General features: G+C 60.0%; 21 protein-coding genes. 18 read left to right on the top strand and 3 right to left on the bottom strand.

The window, feature by feature from the left end; genetic code table 11:
* Window positions 1-397: 397 nt before the first annotated feature.
* Window positions 398-1618, bottom strand: a complete 1221-nt coding sequence (locus SNL23_RS29890; protein ID WP_076013350.1) for a CaiB/BaiF CoA transferase family protein — start codon at window positions 1616-1618, stop codon at window positions 398-400.
* A gap of 13 nt (window positions 1619-1631) precedes the next feature.
* Entirely contained in the window at window positions 1632-2813 is a 1182-nt protein-coding gene (locus SNL23_RS29895) for an acyl-CoA dehydrogenase (protein WP_010168706.1), read from the bottom strand.
* A gap of 157 nt (window positions 2814-2970) precedes the next feature.
* Here SNL23_RS29895 and SNL23_RS29900 point away from each other — a divergent pair, with 157 nt between their 5' ends.
* The 11 genes from SNL23_RS29900 to SNL23_RS29950 all read left to right on the top strand — a co-directional run bounded on the left by SNL23_RS29900 (window position 2971) and on the right by SNL23_RS29950 (window position 13072).
* Window positions 2971-3870: a LysR family transcriptional regulator gene (locus SNL23_RS29900; RefSeq protein WP_076013349.1), complete on the top strand. Its 900-nt coding sequence runs from the start codon at window positions 2971-2973 to the stop codon at window positions 3868-3870.
* Between the two features lie 446 nt (window positions 3871-4316).
* Window positions 4317-5438: a Re/Si-specific NAD(P)(+) transhydrogenase subunit alpha gene (locus SNL23_RS29905; RefSeq protein ID WP_063033683.1), complete on the top strand. Its 1122-nt coding sequence runs from the start codon at window positions 4317-4319 to the stop codon at window positions 5436-5438.
* Window positions 5439-5453: 15 nt separating this feature from the next.
* A complete protein-coding gene (locus tag SNL23_RS29910; protein ID WP_003187417.1) occupies window positions 5454-5774 on the top strand; it encodes an NAD(P) transhydrogenase subunit alpha in 321 nt (106 codons plus the stop codon).
* Window positions 5774-7210 carry an NAD(P)(+) transhydrogenase (Re/Si-specific) subunit beta gene (locus tag SNL23_RS29915; RefSeq protein ID WP_076013348.1) on the top strand — a complete coding sequence of 479 codons (1437 nt, stop codon included), beginning with the start codon at window positions 5774-5776 and terminating at the stop codon, window positions 7208-7210. Before SNL23_RS29910 ends, SNL23_RS29915 begins: the two co-directional genes overlap by 1 nt.
* Window positions 7211-7390: 180 nt before the next feature.
* The gene (locus SNL23_RS29920) at window positions 7391-8884 is read left to right on the top strand and encodes an acetyl-CoA hydrolase/transferase family protein (RefSeq protein WP_076013347.1); all 1494 of its coding nucleotides are present in this window, start codon (window positions 7391-7393) and stop codon (window positions 8882-8884) included.
* Window positions 8885-9202: 318 nt separating this feature from the next.
* Entirely contained in the window at window positions 9203-9418 is a 216-nt protein-coding gene (locus SNL23_RS29925) for a DUF1127 domain-containing protein (RefSeq protein ID WP_003214752.1), read from the top strand.
* A 263-nt stretch (window positions 9419-9681) separates the two neighbouring features.
* Window positions 9682-9876, top strand: a complete 195-nt coding sequence (locus SNL23_RS29930; protein ID WP_167664667.1) for a DUF1127 domain-containing protein — start codon at window positions 9682-9684, stop codon at window positions 9874-9876.
* Window positions 9877-10030: 154 nt separating this feature from the next.
* Window positions 10031-10351 carry a DUF2388 domain-containing protein gene (locus SNL23_RS29935; protein ID WP_318304548.1) on the top strand — a complete coding sequence of 107 codons (321 nt, stop codon included), beginning with the start codon at window positions 10031-10033 and terminating at the stop codon, window positions 10349-10351.
* Between the two features lie 107 nt (window positions 10352-10458).
* Window positions 10459-10767, top strand: a complete 309-nt coding sequence (locus tag SNL23_RS29940) for a DUF2388 domain-containing protein (RefSeq protein WP_318304549.1) — start codon at window positions 10459-10461, stop codon at window positions 10765-10767.
* A gap of 26 nt (window positions 10768-10793) precedes the next feature.
* Window positions 10794-11114, top strand: a complete 321-nt coding sequence (locus tag SNL23_RS29945; protein WP_076013343.1) for a DUF2388 domain-containing protein — start codon at window positions 10794-10796, stop codon at window positions 11112-11114.
* Entirely contained in the window at window positions 11111-13072 is a 1962-nt protein-coding gene (locus SNL23_RS29950; protein ID WP_318304550.1) for a DUF7844 domain-containing protein, read from the top strand. The genes SNL23_RS29945 and SNL23_RS29950 overlap by 4 nt, the downstream gene beginning before the upstream one ends.
* Here SNL23_RS29950 and SNL23_RS29955 read toward each other — a convergent pair.
* Complete coding sequence (locus tag SNL23_RS29955) at window positions 13069-13470, bottom strand: GFA family protein (protein ID WP_076013341.1); 402 nt, start codon at window positions 13468-13470, stop codon at window positions 13069-13071. The two genes, SNL23_RS29950 and SNL23_RS29955, sit on opposite strands and share 4 nt — an antisense overlap.
* A gap of 272 nt (window positions 13471-13742) precedes the next feature.
* Between SNL23_RS29955 and SNL23_RS29960 the strand changes: the two genes are divergently transcribed.
* From SNL23_RS29960 to SNL23_RS29990, 7 genes are all read left to right on the top strand, one after another.
* A complete protein-coding gene (locus SNL23_RS29960) occupies window positions 13743-15050 on the top strand; it encodes a CitMHS family transporter (RefSeq protein ID WP_076013340.1) in 1308 nt (435 codons plus the stop codon).
* A gap of 64 nt (window positions 15051-15114) precedes the next feature.
* A complete protein-coding gene (locus SNL23_RS29965; RefSeq protein WP_076013339.1) occupies window positions 15115-15882 on the top strand; it encodes a TerC family protein in 768 nt (255 codons plus the stop codon).
* A 295-nt stretch (window positions 15883-16177) separates the two neighbouring features.
* Window positions 16178-17836 (top strand): Na/Pi cotransporter family protein, encoded by a 1659-nt coding sequence (locus SNL23_RS29970; RefSeq protein ID WP_076013338.1) that lies wholly within the window; start codon window positions 16178-16180, stop codon window positions 17834-17836.
* Window positions 17837-17894: 58 nt separating this feature from the next.
* Window positions 17895-19277 (top strand): M16 family metallopeptidase, encoded by a 1383-nt coding sequence (locus tag SNL23_RS29975; protein WP_318304551.1) that lies wholly within the window; start codon window positions 17895-17897, stop codon window positions 19275-19277.
* A gap of 72 nt (window positions 19278-19349) precedes the next feature.
* Complete coding sequence (locus SNL23_RS29980) at window positions 19350-20393, top strand: DUF5924 family protein (protein ID WP_318304552.1); 1044 nt, start codon at window positions 19350-19352, stop codon at window positions 20391-20393.
* A 55-nt stretch (window positions 20394-20448) separates the two neighbouring features.
* Window positions 20449-21597 carry an ABC transporter permease gene (locus SNL23_RS29985; protein ID WP_076013335.1) on the top strand — a complete coding sequence of 383 codons (1149 nt, stop codon included), beginning with the start codon at window positions 20449-20451 and terminating at the stop codon, window positions 21595-21597.
* Window positions 21594-22397 carry an ABC transporter ATP-binding protein gene (locus SNL23_RS29990; RefSeq protein ID WP_010168669.1) on the top strand — a complete coding sequence of 268 codons (804 nt, stop codon included), beginning with the start codon at window positions 21594-21596 and terminating at the stop codon, window positions 22395-22397. Before SNL23_RS29985 ends, SNL23_RS29990 begins: the two co-directional genes overlap by 4 nt.
* Window position 22398 lies beyond the last annotated feature (1 nt).

Consider the following 22398-nt stretch of genomic DNA (forward strand, 5'->3'; position numbering starts at 1 on the left):
TTTCAAAGTTTCCTTTGTAACTTCAACCACTTGCGCTTCCGATCTCTCGTTAGCGGGAGGCGAATTCTACAGCGTTACACGCTGCTGTCAACACCTCTTTTTCTCCGCTTTCGACCGAGAAGATCGAACCGTTAATAGGGCTAAACAACACTGCCTTATTAACTCCTTCTGGGCTTCGATGATCTGAAGCAGCTCGCTGTCGAAACCTACATAACTCTTTGTTTACCAAGGAGTTTTCCGTTTCGACTGCGCCGGAAGTGGGGCGAATTATAGACTTCCAGAATCTGCCGTCAACCCTTAATTTAGGATTTCTATCAAATAGGCACTTCTGACTAAAATTCGACCAACCCCCTCCTATATAGAGAGCCTAAACAGCCCTCTATATAGAAGAGAGTCTTCAGATAACTCCAGCGTCCCTAAGTGCCGACACACTCGCCGGCGTCAAACCCAGCACCTGCTGTAGCACCTGATGGGTATGCTCACCCAATAGGGGCGGCGCACTACGGTATTCAACGGGCGTCTTGGACAGGCGCATAGGGCTGGCCACCTGGGGCACCATTCCCGCCAGCGCATGAGGCAACTCCATTGCTAAGCCGCGCGCCTTCACCTGCGGATCGGCAAACACCTGCGCCAAATCATTGATCGGCCCGCAAGGCACGCCCACCCGCTCCAACTGAGCGACCCATTCAGCAGTTGTCTTGAATACAGTCGCTTGGCGAATCAACGGGATCAGCGCCGCCCTATTGGCCACTCGCAGCTTATTAGTGGCAAACCGAGGATCATCTGCCCACTGCGGTTGCCCGGCCACCTCTGCAAACTTGCGGAACTGCCCGTCGTTACCCACAGTAAGGATGAAGTCGCCATCCGCCGTAGGAAAATCCTGATATGGCACGATATTCGGATGAGCGTTACCCAGACGCTTGGGAGAGACACCCGTCGTCAGGTAGTTCATCGCCTGATTGGCCAGACAAGCCACCTGTACATCCAGCAGCGCCATATCGATATGCTGACCGCCGCCGTCATGGTCTCGATGAGCCATGGCAGCCAGAATCGCAACCGTCGAATAGAGCCCCGTAAGGATATCCGTCAGCGCTACACCCACCTTGACCGGCCCGGCGCCGTCCTCACCCTCCGGGCGGCCAGTCAGACTCATCAGCCCGCCTAGCCCCTGAATCATGAAGTCGTAGCCCGCCCGCGTCGCATAAGGGCCCGTCTGGCCAAACCCGGTAATCGAGCAGTAGATCAACTCCGGATTGATCTCCTTGAGCGACTCATAGTCCAGCCCATAAGCCGCCAAGCCTCCCACCTTGAAATTCTCGATCAGAATGTCGGACTTCGCCGCCAGGTCACGCACCAGCTTCTGACCCTCCGGCCGCGTGAAGTCGATGGTCACCGATTCCTTGTTGCGATTGGCCGACAGGTAATACGCCGCCTCAGTGGTGTTCTCCCCATAGGCATCCTTGAGGAAAGGCGGCCCCCAGGCACGCGTGTCGTCGCCGTTGCCGGGCCGCTCGACCTTGATCACTTCAGCGCCAAGGTCCGCCAGTATCTGCCCGGCCCAAGGGCCCGCCAGCACTCGCGACAAATCCAGTACCCGCAGGTGCGATAGCGCGCCCATGGTCGCTCTCCTATTAATAGAACGCCTGAATACCGGTTTGCGCGCGCCCCAGGATCAACGCATGCACGTCGTGAGTACCCTCATAGGTATTCACCACCTCAAGGTTGACCAGGTGGCGGGCAATACCGAACTCATCGGAGATGCCGTTACCACCGAGCATGTCCCGAGCCATCCGGGCAATGTCGAGGGACTTGCCACACGAGTTGCGCTTCATGATGGAGGTGATTTCCACAGCCGCAGTGCCTTCATCCTTCATACGGCCCAACCGAAGGCAACCTTGCAGGGCGAGGGTGATCTCAGTCTGCATATCTGCCAGCTTCTTCTGGATCAACTGGGTAGCTGCCAAAGGTCGCCCGAACTGCTGACGATCAAGGGTGTACTGGCGCGCGGTATGCCAGCAGAACTCCGCAGCACCCAGCGCGCCCCACGAGATCCCGTAGCGCGCCGAGTTAAGGCAAGTGAACGGTCCTTTCAAGCCGCGCACATCCGGGAAGATGTTTTCTTCAGGCACAAACACGTTGTCCATAACGATCTCACCGGTGATCGACGCGCGCAGCCCGACCTTGCCGTGAATCGCTGGAGCACTCAGGCCTTTCCACCCCTTTTCCAGAACGAAGCCGCGGATGTCGCCTGCATCGTCCTTGCCCCACACCACGAATACATCGGCAATCGGGCTGTTGGTGATCCACATCTTGCTGCCGGTGAGGCTGTAGCCGCCATCCACCTTACGCGCACGAGTAATCATCGCGCCCGGGTCGGAACCATGGTTAGGCTCGGTCAGACCAAAGCAGCCAATCCATTCGCCAGAGGCCAGCTTCGGCAGGTATTTCTGCTTTTGCGCTTCGGTGCCGAACTCATTGATAGGCACCATCACCAGCGAGGACTGCACACTCATCATCGAACGGTAGCCAGAGTCCACACGCTCGACCTCACGTGCGATCAGGCCATAGCTGACGTAGTTCAAGCCGCTGCCACCGTACTGCTCTGGAATCATCGCCCCCAGCAGGCCGGTCTCACCCATCTCGCGGAAGATCGCAGGGTCGGTCTTTTCATGACGGAAGGCTTCGAGCACACGCGGCGCCAGCTTGTCCTGAGCGAACTGCTCGGCACTGTCGCGCACCATGCGTTCTTCTTCGGTGAGCTGTGAATCCAGCAGCAGTGGATCGATCCAGTTGAAGCTTGCCTTACCGCCCATGAGTGAGTCCTCGCGAAGTAAATCAAAAGTCGTGCATGGAGCCTAGGCCGGGCAGGCGAAGAGGGCAAACGAGGTTTTTGCATAGCCTTGTGCTAATTTCTCACTCCGTAACATCCATAAGCGCTATAGATGCTCTTTACTTGTGAGGCTACGGTACATGCGCAGAAAGATTCCCAGCACGACAGCCCTGGTCAGTTTTGAAGCAGCAGCCCGCCACGAGAGCTTTACCAAGGCTGCGCAGGAGCTTTCAATCACCCAAGGCGCAATCTGCCGACAGATCGCCAGCCTTGAGGAGTTTTTGAGTGTCGAGCTGTTTCGACGCTCGCGCCGAGGCGTAAAACTGACAGAAGCCGGGCTTTCCTACAGCCGCCGGGTGGCTACACAGCTGGACGCGGTCGAGCGCGACACCTTGTCGGTCATGGGCCAGCAGGGCACCAACGTTATCGAACTGGCGGTGGTCCCGACCTTCGGCACCCAATGGCTGATCCCGCGCCTCAAGGACTTCCAGCGCCAACACCCCGAAGTCACCGTCAACCTCACCAACCGCACACGGCCTTTCCTGTTCGCCGATACCGAATTTGATGCCGCGATCTACTTTGGCGATGCCGACTGGTCCGGTACCGAATCCCACAAACTGATGGGAGAAAACCCACTCCCGGTGTGCAGCCCTCGCTTGCTGGGCGAGCGCACGCACTTCACCGCGCAGGAAATCGCCGAACTGCCTCTTCTGCAGCAAACCACACGACCCTACGCCTGGCGCCAGTGGTTCAACGCGCAACAGCTGGACATACCCCGCGACATGACAGGGCCGCGTTACGAGCTATTCTCCATGTTGTCCCAGGCAGCCATACACGACATGGGCATTGCACTGATCCCACCGTTCCTTATTCAGAGAGAACTGAGCGAAGGGCACCTGGTGGTCGCCAGCCCTCAGATATTGGCGAGCTCAAAGGCTTACTACCTGATGATTCCCGAGAGAAAAGTCGAATCTGCCTCTCTCCACGCATTCAGAGACTGGCTGATTGATCAGTCACAACGCTATAACCCCAATATCTAAAGGATAAAATCAATAAGCTGACCCTGTAGTCAAACAATACAAATACCTACATATGTATATATATGTCGCAATTTAGAAGACCGTAACTTTCATCCAAAAACAAGGCTTAAAGCCATGTTTATATTGGCCTGTAGCCATAAAGTCCCGGCGATACACAGCCATTCACATCGGCGATGGAAAAAAGCGCTGATATCAGCTGGAACCCTTTAACTGTATGTATTTTAAAGGTTTATAACCAAGCGTTGCGACAATCAGTCACAGGGTGACTTGTAGTTAATTTTTCGTCACCCGTCATAATCTCTTGAAGGCCGTAAAGTTCGCCTGCAAAATGCCGCGCCCCGCTGTGTTTCAGCGGGATCGTGCTGATCGGCCGCCCAGATGTGCCTCTTGCGGTGCACTGGCCTTTTTACAAAATCAAAGCAAAAAGATCATGCAGGAGATTTGACGTGCACATTGGTGTTCCTCTCGAAACCCAGACCGGTGAAACGCGGGTGGCTGCCACCCCGGAAACCATCAAGAAGCTGATCGGCCAGGGCCACAAGGTCACTGTGCAAAGCGGAGCAGGCGTCAATGCCAGTGTCGTCGACAGTGCCTATGAAGCGGCAGGCGCAACCATTGGCAGCGCCAGTGATGCATTCGGCGCCGAGTTGATCCTCAAGGTGGTCGCCCCCAATGACAGCGAACTGACGCTGATCAAAAGTGGCGCCGTGCTGGTGGGCATGCTCAATCCGTTCAGCAACGAAACCATCACCCGGCTGGCCGAGCATGGCGTCACAGCCTTTGCCCTTGAGGCCGCGCCGCGTACCTCCCGCGCGCAGAGCCTGGATGTGCTGTCTTCCCAAGCCAACATCGCCGGCTACAAGGCCGTGTTGCTCGCCGCCCATCACTACCCTCGCTTTATGCCAATGCTGATGACTGCCGCCGGCACAGTGAAAGCCGCCCGCGTGCTGATTCTCGGCGCAGGCGTAGCAGGACTGCAGGCGATCGCTACCGCGAAGCGTCTGGGCGCGGTCATCGAAGCGTCCGACGTGCGTCCGGCCGTAAAGGAACAGATCGAATCCCTGGGCGCCAAGTTCGTCGACGTGCCATACGAAACCGATGAAGAGCGTGAGTGCGCCGTCGGTGTTGGCGGCTACGCGCGCCCGATGCCAACAAGCTGGATGCAGCGCCAGGCCCTGGCCGTGCATGAGCGCGCCAAGCAAGCCGACATCGTCATCACCACCGCACTGATCCCGGGCCGCAAGGCACCGACCCTGCTCAGCGCCGAGACCGTCGCACAGATGAAGCCAGGCTCGGTGGTCATCGACCTCGCCGCAGCCCAAGGCGGCAACTGCCCGCTGACTGTGGCAGACCAGGTGGTCGTGGAAAACGGCGTGACCATCTGCGGCCCGACCAACCTGGCAGGCGCCGTCGCAGCCGACGCCTCGGCGCTGTACGCACGTAACCTGCTGGACTTCCTGAAGCTGGTCTTCACCAAGGAAGGGCAGTTTGAAATCAACCTCGAAGACGACATCGTCGCCGCGTGCCTGATGTGCCGCGACGGCCAAGTCATCCGCAAAAACGCCTAAGCAGGGATTCAGACGATGGAAGAGCTTATCTCCCCCGGTATCTACAACCTGATCATCTTCGTGCTGGCAATTTATGTCGGTTATCACGTGGTCTGGAACGTCACCCCGGCCTTGCATACCCCGCTGATGGCCGTGACCAACGCGATTTCGGCGATCGTGATCGTTGGCGCCATGCTGGCTGCCGCGCTCACCGTGACGCCGCTGGGCAAGACCATGGGCACCCTGGCTGTGGCCCTCGCTGCGGTCAATGTGTTCGGTGGCTTCCTGGTTACCCGCAGGATGCTTGAGATGTTCAAGAAGAAAGCCCCGAAAGTAAAAGAAGAGGCGCCGAAGTAATGAGCATGAATCTGGTTACGACGCTCTACCTGGTCGCGTCGATCTGCTTTATCCAGGCCCTCAAGGGCTTGTCACACCCAACCACTTCGCGGCGCGGCAACCTGTTCGGCATGCTCGGCATGGCACTGGCGGTGCTCACGACTGTGGGCCTCATCTATAAGCTCGGCGCCGAGCTGGCAACGGCTGGCATCGGCTACGTCATCGTCGGCCTGCTGGTCGGCGGCACCGCGGGCTCGATCATGGCCAAGCGCGTGGAAATGACCAAGATGCCGGAGCTGGTGGCGTTCATGCACAGCATGATCGGCCTGGCCGCGGTGTTTATTGCCATCGCCGCAGTCGTGGAGCCGCAATCCCTGGGCATCGTGAAACACCTGGGGGATTCGATCCCCGCCGGTAACCGCCTGGAATTGTTCCTCGGTGCAGCCATCGGTGCAATTACCTTCTCCGGCTCGGTCATCGCCTTCGGCAAGCTGTCGGGCAAGTACAAGTTCCGCCTGTTCCAGGGCGCACCGGTACAGTTCAGCGGCCAGCACAAGCTGAACCTGGTGCTGGGACTGTTGACGCTGGGCCTGGGCCTGGCCTTCATGTTCACCGGCAACCTCGGCGCCTTCGCATTGATGCTGGCCCTGGCATTCGTGCTGGGCGTGCTGATCATCATCCCGATTGGCGGTGCCGACATGCCGGTGGTCGTCTCGATGCTCAACAGTTACTCCGGCTGGGCAGCAGCGGGTATCGGCTTCTCGCTGAACAACTCGATGCTGATCATCGCCGGCTCGCTGGTGGGTTCAAGCGGCGCGATCCTCTCGTACATCATGTGCAAGGCGATGAACCGCTCCTTCTTTAATGTGCTGCTCGGCGGTTTCGGCAATACGGCAGACGCCGCCGGCCCGGCCAGTTCGAAAGAAGCGCGCCCGGTGAAGTCCGGTTCGGCTGACGATGCGACCTTCCTGCTGACCAACGCCGACACCGTGATCATCGTCCCAGGCTACGGCCTGGCGGTAGCCCGGGCACAACATGCGCTGAAAGAGCTGACCGAGAAGCTGACTCACCGCGGCGTGACCGTGAAGTACGCGATCCACCCGGTTGCCGGTCGCATGCCTGGCCACATGAACGTGCTGCTGGCCGAGGCAGAAGTGCCTTACGACCAGGTGTTCGAGATGGAAGACATCAATTCCGAGTTCGGCCAGGCCGACGTGGTGCTGGTACTTGGCGCCAACGACGTGGTCAACCCGGCAGCCAAGAACGATCCCAAATCGCCCATTGCGGGCATGCCGATCCTCGAAGCGTTCAAAGCCAAGACCATCATCGTCAACAAGCGCTCTATGGCCAGCGGCTATGCCGGCCTGGACAACGAACTGTTCTACCTGGACAAGACCATGATGGTCTTCGGCGACGCCAAGAAGGTCATCGAAGACATGGTCAAGGCCGTCGAATAAACACTGCGCCAGCGCAATACCCAAAACCCTGGCCTTTAGTAGGCTGGGGTTTTTTATTACCGATAGAAAACCGACAAAAGGCTCTAAATCGCTGCCTGGCATTCGACCATGGTAGCGGGACGAAACTTTTTGAAATCACTAGACTGCGCATCTTGCTTCCGTAGCCCGAGATAACAATCCATGTACCGTGATCGTATCCGCTTGCCTTCGTTGTTGAACAAGGTCATGAGCGCGGCTGACGCTGCTGCACTGATCCAGGACGGCATGACCGTCGGCATGAGCGGCTTCACCCGCGCCGGTGAAGCCAAGGCCGTGCCGCACGCCTTGGCCGAACGCGCCAAGACATCACCGCTGAAAATCACTCTGATGACCGGCGCCAGCCTGGGCAACGACCTGGACAAGCAACTGACCGAAGCCGGCGTACTGTCGCGACGCATGCCATTCCAGGTGGACAGCACGCTGCGCAAGGCGATCAACGCCGGCGAAGTGATGTTTATCGACCAGCACCTGTCCGAAACCGTCGAGCAACTGCGCAACAATCAGCTCAAGCTGCCCGACATTGCGGTGATAGAGGCCGTGGCGATCACCGAGCAAGGCCACATTGTTCCGACCACGTCTGTGGGTAACTCCGCCAGTTTCGCGATTTTCGCCAAGCAGGTGATCGTCGAGATCAACATGGCGCATAACCCGAACCTGGAAGGTCTGCACGACATCTATATCCCGAGCTATCGCCCGACCCGTACGCCAATTCCGTTGGTGGCCGTGGACGACCGTATCGGCAGCACCGCGATCCCGATCCCGCCGGAGAAGATCGTCGCCATCGTCATCACTAACCAATCGGACTCGGCCTCCACTGTGACGCCGCCCGACAGCGACACCCAGTCGATCGCCAATCACCTGATCAACTTCCTTAAAGAAGAAGTGGACGCCGGGCGCATGACCAACAAGCTGGGTCCGCTGCAGGCCGGCATCGGCAACATCGCCAACGCGGTGATGTGTGGCCTGATCGAGTCGCCGTTCGAAGACCTGACGATGTATTCGGAAGTCCTGCAGGACTCCACGTTCGACCTGATCGACGCCGGTAAACTCAGCTTCGCCTCCGGTAGCTCGATCACGTTGTCGGAGCGTCGCAACGCCGACGTGTTCGGCAACCTGGAACGCTATAAAGAGAAGCTGGTGCTGCGGCCTCAGGAAATCTCCAACCACCCGGAAGTGGTGCGGCGCCTGGGCATCATTGGTATCAACACCGCACTGGAGTTCGACATCTACGGCAACGTCAACTCCACCCATGTCTGCGGCACGCGGATGATGAACGGGATTGGCGGCTCGGGCGACTTTGCGCGTAACGCGCACCTGGCGATCTTTGTCACCAAGTCGATCGCCAAGGCTGGCGCGATTTCCAGCGTGGTGCCGATGGTCAGCCATGTGGATCATACCGAGCATGACGTCGACATCCTCGTGACCGAGGTCGGCCTGGCGGATCTGCGGGGCCTGGCGCCGCGGGAGCGGGCTCGGGTCATCATCGACAACTGCGTGCACCCGGCGTACCGCGATGCCCTGAACACGTACTTCACCCAAGCCTGTGCTCTAGGCGGTCACACCCCGCATATCCTGCGAGAAGCCCTGAGTTGGCACATCAACCTGGAAGAAACCGGGCATATGCTGAAGGCGTGATTGATACAGATTCGGACTGATGCAAACACAGCTTCATCAGTCCGGGTTTCCAAACCCAATTTTTATAAAAAACTGTACTGCTGTACCGGTCATTTCCTACCGAAAAATCCTACCCGCACCTCAAAAATCACCTAAAACGCACCATTAAAGTGCTCATAGGTACAGTTGCCCCAATTTCGTACAGTACAGCCTCTATAAACAGTTAACTGGCCCCTCACAATACAGGTGAACTGTATCTAGAGAGTCTTGCGCCGGAGGAGGATCATTGGCATCAGTTAAACCACTACCTAATCCCGCCACAAGCGGAAGGATGTCATCATGGAACGTACACTCAGTTCCGATCTGTTCTTCGAAGAAAAAGCTGTAAACACCCAGGCTTCCCTGCCTCTGCGCGTTCTCGCCAACCTGATGTTGTGGCAGCGCCGCATCTCCAGCCGCCATCAACTGGCTCGCCTGGATTCGCGTCTGCTGGCTGACGCCGGTATCAGCGAAGCACAACGCTACGAAGAGCTGAGCAAGCCGTTCTGGCGCTAATTAGCGTCCGCTGGCCCTGACCCACCGGGTCCACCGCCAGCACTCCGAATTGTTGAAGCAAAACCCGCCCCGGGTAACCGGAGGCGGGTTTTGTGGTTTCTGGGGTTTGGATTTTCAAGGGCGAAAACAGTAGGCTCTCATACGGACAGGTACAGTTTAAAAACCATAACAATTAATCAGTACAATTAATCCTTGGTGTATCTGTACCGGTAATACCTTCCGGCCCAACATGGTGTTCCAGAACCTCATGAAAGGCGCTCGTCATGACGATCCAAATTCAGCAACGCCCGCTGTTGATACGGCTACTCAAGCGCACGACCGCGGCGCTCGCCCGGTGGGGGCAACGTACCCGCACACGCAGGCTGCTGGCTCAACTGGATCCGCGGGAATTATCTGACGCGGGAATCAGTCACGGGGACCGAGCATCTGAGCTGTCCAAATCGTTCTGGAGCGAGTAATCAGCTCGGGTGGCTATCCGAACGGATAAACGGCGGCTTAATATCCGGTTACCACGTGGCGAACCCTGTAGAACGGGCGTCTGATGCCCATGGTCCCGCTGCTCACTTAGCGGCTTTGTGCCACCTTTATTCGTTCATCCACAGGAGTCACCCCATGTCCCGTCTTCGCCTGCTAAGCACTGCAGCCCTGCTGGCCCTGGCTGCCAATGCCAACGCCTCCAGCCTGATCGTGACCACGGACTCGATCGTCGGCGCACTGAAAGCCACCTCAGATGCGACCTCCGACGCCACATCCTCCCTGCGTGACAACAAAGTCGTACGTGCCGCCCGCGACGACGCCGCCAGCTTTGTCGCCAGCGAAGGCGCCATCCGTGGTGTGAAACTGGAAAGCGCCCTGGCCCAGATCCGCCAACAGGCCCCACAACTGAACATCGCGACTGACGCTCAACTGGCCCAGGCGATCCTGGCCATCTGACCGCAGGCGAGGAAGAAGGGAGCGCCAAACGCTCCCTGAAACCTCCGCGCTGGCTCTCGCACGGGCATTGCGCTAGCCTTGGCGCTCGCTTTCAGTTGTCGAGTCCCATGGCTTTTTCATACCGCCTGTTGATCGTTCCCGTAATGTTTTGCGCCTGCTGGTCCACGCAAGTTCTGGCCTTTGACCTGTCCACCCAGAGCCTCGTTGTCAGTGCGTACGCCACCAGCAAAGTGACCTCCGCACCGTTCGACCATAAACTGATACTGGCCGCCCAGGATGACGCTGCCGCTTTCATTGCCACTGACGGCCAATGGCGGGGAGCCCGACTGGAATCAGCGCTGGATTATCTGCGCCATGCCCAGCCAAAACTTAAAGCCAGTGACCTTGAACTGGCGCAAGCAATTCTCGTCCAATAATCATCTTTGTATTTCGGAGTCTTTCCATGCGTAGCCCGCTGATCGCCGCCGCTCTCGGCCTGCTGTTGTTGGCCGGTGTTGCCCAGGCACAAACCCTGAAGGCCACCAGTAACATCATCGTCCGCGCCTCGGCCCGCACCATTGATTTTACCTCGGACACCACCACATCCATCCGCGACTCGAAAGTCGTACGCGAAGCCCACGACGACGCCGCCAGTTTCGTCGCCAGCGATGGCGAGATTCGTGGCGCCCAATTGGAAGCTGCTTTCGACACCCTGCGAACCCGCGTGCCAGAAGCCCGCGACGCCAGCGACCAGGTCCTCGCCGAAGCTATCCTCTCTCTGTGAGGCAAATCGCCGCCTGGCTACTGGCCGGCACGCTGCTGCTCGGCGCCAGCGCGGCTCAGGCCGACCTGCAACTACGGCTCAAGACCGATGGCTTGAGCCCTGCTCAGCAGCAAGCCAGCCAGGCATTGCTGGATGAAGCGATGCAGGCGTTACCCCCGCGGTTCATCCAGCAACTGGACCGGACCATCGACGTCGGCTGGACCGACAAGATGCCCGAGAACGCCTACGGCCAGGCCTCGCTGGTGTCCGAACTGGACCTCAACAGCAACCTGCTGGACAGCCTCACCGACGGCAGCGCCGCAACCCAAAAAACCAATCGCCCCCACGGTACCGTGCGCAGGGAAATGCTCGCCACCGTGCTGCATGAACTGACCCACATTTACGACCGCGCCCGCCTGTGGCCCAGCGCCGACCGCAAGCTGATCCAGCGCTGCAGTCGCCAGAACAACATCACTGGCCTGATCGGCCTGCCCGATCAATGCCGTGGCCAGAACGACCGCCGCTTTACCCTCAGCGATGACCCACGCCTGTTGGACCTCGCCGGGTGGCCGCAATACGTCGGTCGCCGCGGCGAACGTGAACAGAACAACCATCAGGTCGCCCGCAGCCCGGACATCTACGAAACCACCAGCCCGCTGGAATTCGTCGCGGTCAACATGGAGTACTTCCTCCTCGACCCGAGCTACGCCTGCCGCCGGCCTTCGCTGTACCGCTATTACAAGGAACACTTTGGCTGGGCGCCGCCGGCCAAGGACACCTGCGCCAAAACCTACGCCTTCCTGAATGCCGGCAACGACTTCGCCAAGACGCCACTGGGCCAGGTCGATCCCGAGCGGGTCTATGAAATCGACTACCTGCTGGCCGAAGCCAACCAGAACCTGGTGAGCCGCTGGGGCCACAGCATGTTGCGCCTGGTGATCTGCGCCCCAGGCCGGCCACGCGGCCCGGACTGCCGACTGGACCTGGACCAGCACCTGGTTCTGTCTTACCGCGCGTTTGTCGGGGACGTACAGCTTTCAAGCTGGGACGGACTGATCGGCAAGTACCCATCGCGGCTGTTCGTGCTGCCGCTGTCCCAGGTCATCGACGAGTACACCAAGACCGAACTGCGTGGCCTGGCCTCGGTGCCCCTGACACTCACGCGCCAGGAGATCAACGACACCGTTGAACACGCCGCCGAAATGCACTGGAGCTATGACGGCAACTACTTCTTCATCTCCAACAACTGCGCAGTCGAAAGCCTGAAACTGCTACGCAGCGGCAGCGCCAACCCGCAACTGACCGGCCTGGACAACATCACGCCGAATGGCCTGCTGGAAGTCCTCAAGGGCCGGGGCCTGGCCGATACCAGCGTGCTGGATGACAAAAAGCGCGCACTGCGCCTCGGCTATCACTTCGATTCCTTCCGCGAGCGTTACCAGGCGATGTTCGAGGTGCTGAAAAAGCGCCTGCCGATCAAACAGGCCGAGGTGGAAGATTGGTTGTCCCTGAGCGCGGAGGAACGTCGCCCATGGTTCGCCGAAGCGGACCTGCGCGCCAGCGCGGCCTTGCTGTTGCTGGAGCAGGCGAGTTTTCGCAAGCAGCTCATGCTGGCCCAGGATGAAGTCAAACAACGCTACCTCGGCGCCCGCGAACTGAAAAACGGCGGCATGGAGAAAGCCAACGCCACCTTGCAGCAGATCCTCGCCAACAGCGGCTTCCTCAGTCGCCCGGCAGAGCTGCTGGGCACCAGCGGTTACGGCTTGCCACAGCCCACGGAATCCCAGCGCCTGGAATCGGAAAGCGCCGCGCGCCAGAAGCAATTGCAGTCGCTGACGGGCGACCTGGACAAAGAGGTGAGGGCGCTGCTGGAGCCGTCACGCGCCGCAGAGATTGCCGCGTGTGAAGCCAACCTCAAGCTGCTGGGCGAGCACTTGCGCGCCTTGCACAAGGCCTCCGGCGGATTCGAGCTGCCCTAGAGCACCTCTTCATCCTCTTCCGGCAACTGCTCATCCAGATGCAACCACGGCAGTCGGCTCTCTACCCAGATATGCCGATCTGCCGGGGCGCGCTCCGGGTGATCCAGGGTCGCGATGGTCACATCGATACTCTCGGGGCTCAGGCGGGTCACCAATGCCAGGTGCGCCCCACAGTTCGAACAGAAATACCGCACACACGTCGATGACGATTCGTACTGGGCCGGCGTTCCCGCCACCCAGGCAAATGCGGAACGGGGCAGGGTGATCCAGGTGGTCACCAACCCTCCACTGACCCGCCGGCAAATCGAACAGTGGCAGTGGGCAATGTCCACCAACGCCCCGCTGAACTCATAGCGCACCCGGCCGCAATGGCAGCCGCCTTGGTGTTGCTCATGCATGCTTTGTCTCCCATATCCTCATTTCATATAGGACCAGTCGTCACTCAACGTAGCCTGTTTCTTAAGCGAAAGCTGGCTGAAAGCTTCCGGGACTAGGATCGCCCACCACTACCGGCAACAGACCGGTTATTAACAACAACAATGGTGATTCCCGATGTCCGCTCGTACCCGCCTGTTTGCCCCAACTCCACCCGTACGCCTCGTGCTGTTCGTTCTGCGCTGACCCCAACCGGTTCGCCATTCCCTAGCCGCGCTACGCCTGGAGTATTCCTATGCTGACTTTCCTTGGCTTTGCCATGGTCATCACGTTCATGTTCCTGATCATGACCAAGCGCCTGTCCGCGCTGATTGCCCTGATCATCGTGCCGATCCTGTTCGCGCTGTTCGGCGGCTTTGCGCCGAAGATCGGCCCGATGATGCTCGAAGGCATCACCAAGCTCGCGCCGACCGGCGTGATGCTGATGTTCGCCATTCTCTACTTTGCCCTGATGATCGACTCCGGCCTGTTCGACCCGGCCGTGCGCAAAATCCTCAAGCTGGTCAAAGGCGACCCGTTGAAGGTCTCGGTCGGCACCGCCGTACTGGCGTTGGTGGTCTCGCTGGACGGTGACGGCGCCACCACCTACATGATCTGCGTGGCCGCCATGCTGCCGCTGTACAAGCGCATCGGCATGAGCCCGCGGATCATGGCCGGCCTGATCATCCTCGCCGGCGGCGTGATGAACATGACCCCGTGGGGCGGCCCGACTGCCCGTGCAGCCAGTGCGCTGCATGTAGACCCGTCGGACATTTTCGTGCCGATGATCCCGGCGATGCTGGCGGGCGTGGTTGCGATTCTGGTGATTGCCTACATGTACGGCAAACGCGAACGTGCGCGCCTCGGCGAACTGCACCTGCACGGCGACGAGATCGACCACAGCGAAATCAGCGTTTCACAGTACCCGGATGCACGCCGTCCGAAGCTGATCTGGTTCAACGGCGCGCTCACCCTGGCCCTGATGTGCACCCTGATCGCCGGCCTGCTGCCGCTGCCCGTGCTGTTCATGGTGGCCTTCAGTATCGCGATGATCGTCAACTACCCATGCCTGCAAATGCAGAAAGACCGCGTCGCCGCCCACGCCGGCAGCGTACTGGCGGTGGTCGGGTTGATCTTCGCCGCCGGTATCTTCACCGGTATTCTGTCCGGTACCGGCATGGTCGACGCCATGTCCAAGAGCCTGCTCGCAGTGATCCCTGACGCCCTCGGCCCTTACCTGGCGGTGATCACGGCGCTGGTGAGCATGCCGTTTACGTTCTTCATGTCCAACGATGCCTTCTACTACGGCGTACTGCCGGTACTGGCCGAAGCTGCCAGCCATTACGGCATCACCGCCGTGGAGATGGCCCGCGCCTCGATCGTTGGCCAACCCGTGCACTTGTTGAGCCCACTGGTTCCATCGACCTACTTGTTGGTGGCGCTGGCGGGTATCGAATTTGGCGATCACCAGCGCTTCACCCTCAAGTGGGCGGTGCTGGTGTGCCTGTGCATAATGGTCGCAGCGTTGCTGATGGGGATTTTTCCGCTGTTCAGCACTCTGTAATCGTACAACTCACCGCGCCGGATCTTAAGGCTGGCGCGGTCCAAACTCGTTCAAAGGACTACACATGGAATGGCTGACCAATCCAGAAATCTGGATTGCCTTCTTCACCCTGACTGCCCTCGAAATCGTCTTGGGCATCGATAACATCATCATGATTTCGATCCTGGTCAGCCGCATGCCCAAGCACATGCAGGCCCGCACCCGGATCTTCGGCCTGGCCCTGGCCATGGTCACGCGAATCCTGTTGCTGCTGTCGATTACGTGGGTGATGCGCCTCACCGACGACCTGTTCATGGTGTTCGGCCAAGGCATTTCCGGCCGCGACCTGATCCTGTTCTTTGGTGGCCTGTTCCTGCTCTGGAAAAGCTCCCAGGAGATGTACCACGCGCTGGAAGGTGAAGACGAAACCCACGACGAACCGAAAGGTGCCGGTGGCCAGTTCATCTACACCATCATCCAGATCGCGATCATCGACATCGTGTTCTCGCTGGACTCGGTGATTACTGCCGTTGGTATGGTTTCCCACGTACCGGTGATGGTGGCCGCGATCATCGTCGCCGTACTGGTGATGATGATGGCCGCTGGCACCATCAGCGATTTCATCGACAAACACCCGTCGTTGAAAATGCTGGCGCTGTCGTTCCTGCTGGTGGTGGGTACCGTGCTGATCGCCGAGGCCTTCGACGTACACGTGCCAAAAGGCTACGTTTACTTCGCCATGGCGTTCTCCCTGGCGGTAGAAGCGGTGAACATCAAGATGCGCACTGCCATCAACAAAAAGAAGAAACAGCAGGACCCTGTGAAACTGCGCAAGGACATTCCGGGTCAATAACCTGGAACCCCTGTAGGAGCGAGCCTGCTCGCGAAGATCGCCAACGATAACGCGCGCAGTCTGATTGAACGCGTTGTCCTTGAGTGCTTCGCGAGCAAGCTCGCTCCTGCAAAGCCCCTTTTTTTCATCTGCAAAAAGCTGATTTCATGACAGTTTTGTTTCAATCCCGACTTTAGCTATGCGATGCTGGCGCAGAGCCCATTCGCCAACTACAGCTTAAGTACAAGACGTAGAAAGGCACGCGGCACTATTCACTTGCTCCGATTGGGGCACGACTCAACACAGGGGGCCCAGCATGCTGACCCTGCTCAATCTGCTTTCCGCGGTAACCCTGCTGATCTGGGGCACGCACATCGTCCGTACCGGGATCCTGCGGGTTTACGGCTCAAACCTGCGCCAGGTCATCGGGCAGAACATGTCCAAGCGTTGGCTGGCGTTTATCGCCGGCATCCTGGTAACGGCCATGGTGCAAAGCAGCAACGCCACGGCGATGCTGGTGACCTCGTTTGTCGGCCAGGGCTTGATGGGCCTGATGCCCGCCCTGGCGACCATGCTCGGTGCCGACGTCGGTACCGCGCTGATGGCCCGGGTGCTGACCTTTGACTTGTCGTGGCTGTCGCCGCTGTTGATTTTTCTCGGGGTGATTTTCTTCCTGTCGCGCAAACAGACGCGTGCCGGGCAGATGGGCCGCGTCGGAATCGGCCTCGGGCTGATCATCCTCGCACTGCAACTGATCGTCGAAGCTGCGGGCCCGATTACTCACGCGCAGGGCGTTAAAGTCCTGTTCGCCTCGCTGACCGGCGACATCTTGCTCGATGCCCTGGTCGGCGCACTGTTCGCGATGATTTCCTACTCCAGCCTGGCCGCCGTCCTGCTGACCGCGACCCTGGCCGGTGCCGGCGTGATCGGCCTGCACGTGGCCATCGGCCTGGTGATCGGCGCCAACATCGGCAGCGGCGTGCTGGCCTTTCTCAGCACCAGCATGCAGAACGCCGCCGGGCGCCAGGTGGCCTTGGGCAGCCTGCTGTACAAGCTGATCGGCTTGCTGCTGATCATCCCGGTACTCGACCCGCTGGTCGGTTGGATGGACGGCCTGGACTACAGCGCCCAAGGCATGGTGATCACCTTTCACCTGCTCTATAACGTCACTCGCTGCCTGATCCTGCTGCCCACCATTGGCCCGATGTCCCGCTTGTGCGCCTGGTTGCTGCCGGAGCGCGAGGAGGTCAACGGCCTGGCCAAGCCACGCCACCTGGACCTGGCAGCACTCGCCACCCCAAGCCTTGCACTGGCCAACGCCGCCCGCGAAACCCTGCGCCTGGGCGACCTGATCGACAACATGCTGACCTCAATGCTGGAAGTGCTGCGGGGCAAGCAGACCGCCATCACCCAGGAAATGCGCAGCCTGAGCGACGATGTCGAGGCGCTTTACAGCGCGATCAAACTCTACCTCGCGCAAATGCCCCGGGAAGACCTCAGCGAGCAAGACAGCCGGCGCTGGGCCGAGATCATCGAACTGTCGATCAACCTGAAACTGGCCGGCGACCTGATCGAACGCATGCTGCGCAAGGTCCAGCAGCAAAAAACCTCCCAGCGCCGCTCGTTCTCCGAAGTCGGCCTGGAGGAGCTGGCCGGCCTGCAATCTCAGTTGATCGCCAACCTGCGCCTGGGCCTGTCGGTGTTCCTCAGCGCCGACCCGGAAAGCGCCCGGCAATTGCTGCGGGAGAAACGTCGCTTTCGCGCCCAGGAGCGTCGCCTGGCCCACGCCCACGTCAGCCGCTTGCAACGTAAAATCGTACAGAGCCTGGAGACCAGTTCCCTGCACCTGGAGCTGATTGCTGACATGAAGCGTCTCAATTCTCTGTTCTGCAGCAGCGCTTATGTGGTGCTCGAAACCACCGACACCGGCGCGCTCTCGGCGGACGATATTGCCGACATCACGCATTCGCCCTGAACGTACGACGGCGAGTGAAGTCAGTTAACAACGGACCTCATTCGCCAGGAAGCCTGTTATGCGTCGCCTGCTATTCGCCTGCCTGCTCATCGGCTCGGCCCACACCTTTGCCTTTGACCGCCTGCAAGTCGAGGGCTACACACTGCCCAACGGCCTGCAATTGCTGCTCAAACCGGGCACTGAGCGCGGCCACGTAGCCATTCGCCTGGTGGTGGGCGTGGGCCTGGATGACTTCAGTTGCGAAGACAAGGAGCTGCCGCACCTGCTGGAACACCTGCTGTTCAGCGGTATCGACGGCGGTGGCGAAGGTGAGCTGGAAGAACGCATGCAAGCCCTCGGCGGCGACTGGAACGCCTACACCAGCAACGCCGACACCACCTTCGTCATCGAGGCCCCGGCGCAAAACCAGCGCAAGGTGCTCGACCTGCTGCTGGCCATCGTCACCCGCACCGAACTGACCGACGCCAACATCAACGCCGCCAAACAAGTGGTGGAACGCGAAGACGGCGGCCATTACTCACACCTGCAACGCCTGCTGGATCGCCAGGACCTCGGCCACAAGGCCAGCAGCCAGCTTGCCGTAGAGCTGGGCCTCAAATGCGCCGAGCGGGCCGAAGTTGAGCACCTGACCCGCGACCAGTTGGAAAAGCTGCGCAAGGCCTGGTACGCCCCCAACAACATGACCCTGATCATCGTCGGCGACCTCGACAAGCTGTTGCCGGCCTACCTCGAACGCACCTACGGCGCGCTTGACCCGGTTGACCCCAGCGAACATCGCCCACTGCCGGAGATTCAACACGCCGCCGCCATCCGCCGCGATCTGATCCACGGCTGGGTCGGTGACAACGCCAAGCTGCACTGGTTATTCCCCGAGCCGGTGCTGGACGATCAGTACGATGAAACCTTCGACCTGCTCAAGGACTACCTGGACTGGGCACTGTATCGCCAACTGCGGCTGCAGCATGGTTTGTCCTACGGCCCATGGAGCGAGCGCGAAGTGCTGGGCGGCGTCGGCTTCATGAGCCTCAACGCCGACCTTGAGCGCGACGACCTGCCCGAAGCTGAGCAGGTGCTGGAAACCCTCAAGGCCCAACTGCTGCAGGACGGCCTCGACCCCGCCACCTTTGCCCGCCTGCAACAAGCCGCCATCGCCCGCCAGGCCTGGGCCGTTCAAGGCAACAGCGCGTTGGCCGACTATTACTGGAGTGCGTCGGGCGACTACGCCAAAGGGCGCTTCAGTGACCCGGCCAAGCGCATCAAGGCCGTCAGCCTGGCGCAGGCCAACCAGGCGATGCGCGAGCTGTTCAAGCAGAACGGCTACTGGCGCATCGAGAAACCGTTGTTCAGTTACGACACCCTCAACTGGATCGCCGCCGGTGCGCTGGGGCTGATTGCGATTGTGTTGCTCGGCGTGTGGCGTTATCGCAAAGGGATTGCGTAATGAGGCCCCGAGAAAACGGCTAAAACGTTATTCTGTCTGGGATTTTCCCCTACAAAGACTGTGAACTGCCGAATGCCTATGCTGACCCACTACATCCAGCGCATCCTCGAGCTGATGAAGCGCTACCCAGGGGTGATTGCGCTCGGCGGCTTCATCTCGGGTGTGGGCAGCTTCATCCTGGTGGATCGCCAGCAAGGCATGGCCAGCTGGATCGCCATCATTATGCTGGTGAGCTGGTTATGGCTGATGCACGAAAACAGCCTCACCCAGCTGTTCAGCAAAGTCTTCAAACGGGAAATTCCCGAACCGCTGCTACGCTACGCCACGCAGATGATCCACCAGGAAAGCCTGTTTTTTGTCCTGCCGTTCTTTTTTGTCACCACCACCTGGAACAGCGGCCAGTCGATTTTTACCGGCCTGCTGGGCGCGGCGGCGCTGGTCTCGATCATCGACCCGCTGTACTACAAGTGGCTGGCGCCCAAACGCTCGCTGTTTCTGGCACTGCATACCCTGACCCTGTTCGCAGCCCTGCTGACCGCGCTGCCGATCATCCTGCACCTGACCACCGCCGAGAGTTACAAACTGGCCCTCGGTGTGGCTATGGCACTATCTATCCCGAGCCTGGCCGTCAGCCTGCCGCTGCGCAGCATCAAAGGCTGGGCGATGCTACTGGGGGTTACCGCGGCAATTGGTTGCGCCGGCTGGTTCCTGCGCAGTTGGGTGCCGCCCGCCACGCTGTGGATGACCGAAGTGGCCATCAGCACTCAATTGCAGGACCGCACGCCCGGCGATGACCTGAAAGAAGTCAGCGCCGCCCAACTGCGCAGCAGCGGGTTGTATGCCTACACCGCGATCAACGCGCCGCGCGGGCTGGATGAGCGGATCTACCATGTGTGGAAATTCAACGGCAAAGAAGTCGACCGTATCGCCCTGGATATCCATGGCGGGCGCAAGGAAGGTTATCGGGCCTGGACCCACAAGCAGAACTTCCCACCCGACTCGGTGGGACGCTGGCAGGTGCGGGTGCTGACCGAAGATGGTCAGGTGATCGGCGTGCTGCGCTTCAAGGTGACTGACCCCGGTCAGGGCGCTACAACGCCGGACGCGCCAAAGTAGGCAGGATCGTGCTATTACGTAGGAATTCTGGAATAGCCAAACAAGCTCGGAGCTTATGACCAGTAGCACAACGGCCGGTGCAGCCCATCTGGACACGTCCACCCAACCTCCACAACTGAGGATTACGGGGGATTGGACGCTTGCCCACTATGCCAACCTGAAGAAGCTGTCGGAAAAGCTCGACGGCCAGTACGACGCTGGCGCGCGCATCGACCTTAACGGCCTCGGCGCCCTGGACACGGCCGGCGCCTCGCTGCTGGTGGAATTGCTCGGGCCCGAGCGCATCGAACAATCCGCCGAACAGACCGACTGCAGCCTCTCGACCGCCGACCGTGCACTGCTGAAAACCGTCTATCGCTCCCTGAACGACTTCTGTGTACCGGCCAAGGAAGCGGAAGAAGCCGCTGGCATCATGTTGCTGGCGCGCATCGGCAGCGCGGTGTACACCGTCTGGCAAGACGGCCTGAAGTTGCTGGGCTTTATCGGCCTGATCCTCGAAACCTTTGCCCGTGGCGTGTTCCGGCCCAAGCGTTGGCGCGTGACGCCAATGGTCGCGCATATCGAACAGACCGGCCTCGACGCCGCGCCCATTGTGGCCTTGCTGACCTTTTTGGTGGGCGCGGTGGTCGCGTTTCTCGGCGCCACGGTGCTGGCCAGTTTTGGCGCGAGCATTTTTACCGTGGACTTGGTGGCATTCTCGTTCCTGCGGGAATTCGGCGTGTTGCTCACCGCAATCCTGATGGCCGGCCGCACCGCGAGTGCCTTCACCGCGCAAATCGGCTCGATGAAGGCCAACGAAGAAATCGACGCTATTCGCACCCTGGGCCTCGACCCGATGGAGTTGCTGGTGCTGCCCCGCGTGCTGGCATTGCTGGTGGCGCTGCCGATGCTGACGTTCCTGGCGATGATCTCGGGGATTATCGGGGGTGGTGTGGTGTGCGCAGTGGCCCTGGATATTTCACCGGCGATGTTCCTCTCGCTGCTGCAATCGGACATCGGCGTACAGCACTTTATCGTCGGCATGATCAAGGCGCCGATCTTCGCCTTCTTGATTGCTGCCATCGGCTGCCTGGAAGGCTTCAAGGTCAGCGGCAGCGCCGAGTCCGTCGGCGCCCACACCACCTCCAGCGTGGTGCAATCGATTTTCGTGGTGATCGTGCTGGATGCGGTCGCCGCGCTGTTCTTCATGGAGATGGGCTGGTGAGTCGTTTACGCCGTGCGCCCACCGAGGCGGTGATCGAAGTCCGTGGGCTGTGCAACCGCTTTGGCCCGCAAAGCGTGCACGAGAACCTCGACCTGGATTTGTACAAAGGCGAAATCCTCGCCGTAGTCGGTGGCTCCGGCAGCGGCAAGTCGGTGCTGCTGCGCAGCATCATTGGCCTGCGCCAGCCCAGCGAAGGGCAAGTGCGGGTGTTCGGGCAGAACTTGCCGAGCCTCTCGGAGCACGAGCGCTCAATGGTGGAACGACGCTTCGGTGTGCTGTTCCAGAAGGGCGCGCTGTTTTCCTCGCTGACGGTTACCGAAAACGTCGCCTTGCCGCTGATCGAACATGCTGGCCTCAGCCGTCCCGATGCCGAACACCTGGCGGCGGTTAAGCTGGCGCTGGCCGGGTTGCCGCTGTCGGCCGCGGACAAATATCCATCGTCACTCTCCGGCGGCATGATCAAGCGTGCGGCCCTGGCCCGTGCCCTGGCGCTGGACCCGGACATTCTGTTTCTCGACGAACCCACCGCCGGCCTTGACCCGATCGGCGCCGCCGCCTTCGACCAACTGATCCTGACCCTTCGCGATGCGTTGGGCCTGAGCGTGTTCCTGGTCACCCACGACCTCGACACGCTGTACACCATCACCGACCGTGTGGCGGTGCTGGCGCAGAAAAAGGTACTGGTGGCGGATGCCATCGATGTCGTCTCGGAAACCGACGACGCCTGGATTCACGAATACTTCCATGGCCCACGGGGCCGCGCGGCATTGGATGCCGCTCAACTGCTCAACGAGGTATGAC

Origin of the sequence: Pseudomonas sp. SED1, from assembly GCF_034044025.1 — a bacterium.
In the GTDB taxonomy this organism is placed as follows: domain Bacteria; phylum Pseudomonadota; class Gammaproteobacteria; order Pseudomonadales; family Pseudomonadaceae; genus Aquipseudomonas.